Source organism: Streptomyces incanus, from assembly GCF_042656345.1.
In the GTDB taxonomy this organism is placed as follows: Bacteria; Actinomycetota; Actinomycetes; order Streptomycetales; family Streptomycetaceae; genus Streptomyces; species Streptomyces incanus.
Genome location: NZ_JBHSPC010000039.1, coordinates 1 through 5,555, shown reverse-complemented (window position 1 = coordinate 5,555; position 5,555 = coordinate 1). Strand labels below are relative to the sequence as shown.

The following is a 5,555-nucleotide window of genomic DNA, read 5'->3' as shown; positions in this document are numbered from 1 at the left end:
GGCGACAGCGGCAGCGGGGGCAGCGGTACCAACCGGACCCTCTCCGCCGACCCGGCGAAGGACGTCTTCGACCAGATCCCCGACAAGCTCACGGCCACCGACCCGGACACCAAGGTCTCCGTGACCGTGGCGTTCCAGGAGAAGGACTGGGGCACCGGACTGGCCGCGCAGATCTCGAACGTCAAGGGGTTCGAGAGGTGCTCCCTGATCGTCGTCGGCAAGAACGGCGAGCGGGAGACCGCGACCTCCTGGACCGTCCCGGAGTGGGGCTACGGCCTGCCGGACGCCAAGACGGACAAGGCCAAGCAGCCGCTCCACGTCCAGGGCGGCGCCTCGATGGACATCAACAAGATCGACCACTTCGAGATCGTGACCTTCGAGGGCGAGAAGCTCGTCGAGGTCGACGCGTAGCCTGACGGGCCCCCTTCGCGTACGGTTGACGGCTGCCCAGCACGTCAGAAGGGGGCCCGGTGGCCGCTCAGGCTCAGCAGCAAACCGCGGTCGATCCGGTTCACGATTCCGTTCGCGACCGGGAGATCAGTGTCGAACAGGAACACCTCGACCGGGTGTACCGGCGGCTCGAGGAAAAAATCCACGAGGCCGAGTTCCTCATGCACGACGCCGCCCGGCGCGGCCAGGTCGGCACGCCCGGCGCGCTCGCCGAACGGGACGCCCAGGTCTTCCGGGCCGGCGTCCACCTCAACCGGCTGAACAACGAGTTCGAGGACTTCCTCTTCGGCCGGATCGATCTGCTCCTCGGCAAGGACGGCAAGAAGGGGACCGACGGCGCCTACACCGCCGTCGAGCCCGCCGAGGGCGCCGTCCGCCCCGACCACACCGCCGACATCGCCGAGACGCTGCACATCGGCCGGATCGGCGTCCTCGACGAGAACTACACCCCGCTGGTCATCGACTGGCGGGCGCCCGCCGCCGCCCCGTTCTACCGGTCCACCCCGGTCGACCCGGGCCGGGTGGTGCGCCGGCGCGTCATCCGCTCCAAGGGCCGCAGGGTCCTCGGCGTCGAGGACGACCTGATGCGCCCCGAGCTGACGGCCTCCCTGGACGGCCGCGAGCTGCCCGTCATCGGCGACGGCGCGCTGATGGCCGCGCTCGGCCAGGCCCGGACGCACAGCATGCGGGACATCGTCGCCTCCATCCAGGCCGAGCAGGACCTGGTGATCCGCGCCCCCGCCGCCTCCGTGACCTACGTCGAGGGCGGCCCCGGCACCGGCAAGACCGCCGTCGCCCTGCACCGTGCGGCCTACCTGCTCTACCAGGACCGGCGCCGGTACGCGGGCGGCATCCTGATCGTCTCGCCCACCCCGCTCCTGGTCGCCTACACCGAAGGCGTCCTGCCCTCCCTCGGTGAGGAGGGCCAGGTCGCCATCCGCGCCATCGGCTCCCTGGTCGACGGCGCCGAGGCCACCCTGTACGACGCCCCGGCGGTGGCCCGCGCCAAGGGCTCGTCCCGCATGCTCAGGGTGATCCGGAAGGCCGCGCGCGGCGCCCTGGAGAGCACCGGCACGCCGACCCGGCTGCGCGTCGTCGCCTTCGGCCGGCGGCTCGAACTGGACGCCGGCGAACTGGCCGCCGTCCGCCACACCGCCCTCGGCGGCACCGCCCCGGTGAACCTGCTGCGTCCCCGCGCCCGCAAGCTGCTCCTGGACGCCCTGTGGGAGCGCTCCGGCGCGGGCGGCCGGCACACCGACCCGGAGCTGGCCGCCGAGCTGCGCTCCTCCTTCGACGACGATGTCTCCACCGAGGACGACTTCCTCACCTTCTTCGAGGCCTGGTGGCCCGAGCTGACCCCGGCCGCCGTGCTGGACGCCATGGCCGACGAGCGGCGCCTCGGCCGCTGGGCCCGGCGCGTCCTCAACCCGGGCGAGGTCCGCAAGGTCGCCCGCTCGCTGCGGCGGCACGGCCGATCGGTACACGACATCGCGCTGCTCGACGAACTCCAGGCCGTCCTCGGCGCCCCCGCCCGCCCCCGGCGCAGGCGTGAGCTCGACCCGCTGGACCAGCTCACCGGTCTTGAGGAACTGATGCCGGTGCGCGAGGAGTCGCAGCGCGAGCGGGCCGAACGCCTCGCCCAGGAACGCACCGAGTACGCCCATGTCATCGTCGACGAGGCCCAGGACCTCACCCCCATGCAGTGGCGCATGGTCGGCCGGCGCGGCCGGCACGCCACCTGGACGGTCGTCGGCGACCCCGCCCAGTCGTCCTGGTCCGACCCCGACGAGGCCGCCCAGGCCCGTGACGAGGCCCTCGGCAGCAGGCCCCGCCGCCGCTTCGAGCTCACCGTGAACTACCGCAACCCGGCCGAGATCGCCGACCTCGCCGCCAAGGTGCTCGCGCTCGCCATGCCCGGCTCCGTGTCGCCGAGGGCGGTGCGCTCCACCGGCGTCGAACCGCGCTTCGTGACCACGGGCAGGGGGCAGGGACCAGGGCAGGACCAGGTGCCGGCGCAGGGGAGCGGCGCCGGCGCGGGTGCGTCGCTCGCCGAGACCGTGCGCGCGGAGACGGCCCGGCTGCTGGAGCGGGTGGACGGCACGGTCGGTGTGGTCGTCGCCATGCAGCGCCGCGAGGAGGCGCGGCGCTGGCTGGACGGGCTCGGCGACCGGGCGGTGGCCCTCGGCAGCCTGGAGGCGAAGGGCCTGGAGTACGACGCGACGATCGTGGTCTCTCCGGCCGAGATCGCCGACGAGTCCCCGGCCGGCCTGCGCGTCCTGTACGTCGCCCTGACCCGCGCCACCCAGCAGCTCACCGTCGTCTCGGCCGAACGCGACGAGCCGGACCCGTCCGGCGTCCCGGACCTGTTGCGGGACTGATCCGCCGGTCGATCGGCGTCGATCGGCGTCGATCGGCGAATGACCCGGCCGCGGGAATGGTTCTACGGCATCCGTTTGTTAGCCTGGCAAGTGACACCGGCCCGATCCAAGCCCCCGGGCCCAACCTTCGTCGCTACGAGCGACCACTTGCCGCGAGGCGAGCATGGCGGGCCGGTGTCACTGAACGACCGAGAGGCCCATGTCACTTCCGGGTGGCGTGGGCCTCTCGCGTTGACTTGCTGCCTTGTTGACTTACGGACAACCCTCGGCTTCTCGTATGGTGGAACAGTCTTTCCGGCAGTTTTCGCAGTTACCCGCTTCCGCCGTGACCAAAACGTTCGCAATCGGATGCGGCTACCACGTACTCAGCGGTAGGTGCGACGATCGGACAGCACAAAGCAGCTACACGGTGAAAGCAGAGGAAGTCGGCCATGGCAACGGCGCCCAGCGTCTCCTACTCGATGACCATCCGACTGGAGGTGCCGGCGAGCGGAACCTCCGTCTCTCAGCTCACCACCGCCGTGGAGTCCTCCGGCGGCACGGTCACCGGCCTCGACGTCACCGCGTCCGGCCACGAGAAGCTCCGTATAGACGTCACCATCGCGGCCACCTCCACCGGGCACGCCGAAGAGATCGTGGAGAAGCTCCGCGGCATCGAGGGCGTCACCCTGGGCAAGGTCTCGGACCGCACGTTCCTGATGCACCTCGGCGGCAAGATCGAGATGGCGTCCAAGCACCCCATCCGCAACCGCGACGACCTCTCCATGATCTACACGCCGGGTGTGGCCCGCGTCTGCATGGCCATCGCCGAGAACCCCGAGGACGCCCGCCGCCTCACCATCAAGCGCAACTCCGTTGCGGTCGTGACGGACGGCTCCGCCGTGCTGGGCCTGGGGAACATCGGCCCGAAGGCGGCCCTGCCCGTGATGGAGGGCAAGGCGGCCCTGTTCAAGCGGTTCGCCGGCATCGACGCCTGGCCGCTCTGTCTCGACACGCAGGACACCGACGCGATCGTCGAGGTCGTCAAGGCGATCGCCCCGGGCTTCGCCGGCATCAACCTGGAGGACATCTCCGCGCCGCGCTGCTTCGAGATCGAGGCCCGGCTGCGCGAGGCCCTCGACATCCCCGTCTTCCACGACGACCAGCACGGCACCGCGATCGTCGTCCTCGCGGCCCTGACCAACGCGCTGCGGGTCACCGGCAAGGCGATCGAGAACGTCCGGGTCGTCATGTCCGGCGCCGGCGCGGCCGGCACGGCCATCCTCAAGCTGCTCATCGCGGCCGGTGTGAAGAACGCCGTCGTGGCCGACATCCACGGTGTGGTGCACGCGGGCCGCGCGGATCTGGTGGACGCCCCCGCCGACTCCCCGCTGTGCTGGATCGGCGACCACACCAACCCGGAGAACCTGACCGGCACGCTGAAGGAGGCCGTGCGCGGCGCGGACGTCTTCATCGGTGTCTCCGCCCCGAACGTCCTCGACGGCGACGACATCGCCGCGATGGCCGACGACGCGATCGTCTTCGCGCTCGCGAACCCCGACCCCGAGGTGGACCCGGGCGTCGCCCGCCAGACCGCGGCCGTGGTGGCCACCGGCCGCTCCGACTTCCCGAACCAGATCAACAACGTGCTGGTGTTCCCGGGTGTGTTCCGCGGTCTGCTGGACGCCCAGTCCCGCGCCGTCAACACCCAGATGATGCTCGCCGCCGCGCAGGCCCTGGCCGACGTGGTCACCGAGGACGAGCTGAACCCGAACTACATCATCCCGAGCGTGTTCAACGACAGGGTCGCGGGCGCGGTCGCCGACGCCGTACGGGAAGCCGCGAAGAGCACGGAGACCCCGGGCACCGTCGGCTAGGGGTCGCCGCCGCTGTGACCATCACCACGGCAGGTGTGCGGTCGGCGCGTCGTGGAACCCGTGGCATACGGCCGCCCTCTAAGGTGGCGGCCGTGACTCGGACCCCGGCATCCGCGGTCCGCTGCCGGCAGCGGACGCAGCGTCACCGTCGGCCGGGCCGTGGGAGTCCCCCGGATGACTCCCACGGGTGACTCCATGGGTGGTATCGCGGCTCCTGCGGGTGCCGGATTGGCTTTACCGCCGCAGGTAGAGGCAGGATGCTCCACCGGGACCACGTTCAGGGGGCAGCATCTCCAGGGGCGTGCGGACCCGAGTAAGTACCCGGGTCCGGGGGACTCACCGAGGACCCTGGCAGCATCGGCTTGGTCGTGCCCAAGTGCGGCCCCGCCGCGTGGCACGCCTCAACGGCAAGAAGAACACGGGAGTAACAACATGAACCGCAGTGAGCTGGTGGCCGCGCTGGCCGACCGCGCCGAGGTGACCCGCAAGGACGCCGACGCCGTGCTGGCCGCGTTCGCCGACATCGTCGGCGACATCGTCTCCAAAGGGGACGAGAAGGTCACCATCCCCGGTTTCCTGACCTTTGAGCGCACCCACCGTGCCGCTCGCACCGCGCGCAACCCGCAGACCGGTGAGCCGATCCAGATCCCGGCCGGCTACAGCGTGAAGGTCTCCGCGGGCTCGAAGCTCAAGGAAGCCGCCAAGGGCAAGTAATCCTGCCGTTCGTACGTCCCGGGACGGCGTACGACGCATAGTGACGCCAAAGGGGCGGCCACCGATCGGGTGGCCGCCCCTTTGGCGAGACCGAAACAAGCCGGGTGGGTGCTGCCGGTGTCGTGGTCGTCGGGTCCCGTCAGCCCAGGGCCTTGCC

3 protein-coding genes and 1 pseudogene are annotated in these 5,555 nt (G+C 71.1%); all 4 read left to right on the top strand.

What is annotated here, in order from left to right:
* Positions 1–411 (top strand): annotated as a pseudogene (locus ACFP2V_RS15940) (RNA polymerase subunit sigma); the annotation flags it as partial.
* A 59-nt stretch (positions 412–470) separates the two neighbouring features.
* Positions 471–2,828: a HelD family protein gene (locus tag ACFP2V_RS15935; protein ID WP_381211850.1), complete on the top strand. Its 2,358-nt coding sequence runs from the start codon at positions 471–473 to the stop codon at positions 2,826–2,828.
* A gap of 431 nt (positions 2,829–3,259) precedes the next feature.
* Complete coding sequence (locus ACFP2V_RS15930; protein WP_381211847.1) at positions 3,260–4,684, top strand: NAD-dependent malic enzyme; 1,425 nt, start codon at positions 3,260–3,262, stop codon at positions 4,682–4,684.
* Positions 4,685–5,116: 432 nt separating this feature from the next.
* A complete protein-coding gene (locus ACFP2V_RS15925; protein WP_042173245.1) occupies positions 5,117–5,398 on the top strand; it encodes an HU family DNA-binding protein in 282 nt (93 codons plus the stop codon).
* Positions 5,399–5,555: the final 157 nt, after the last annotated feature.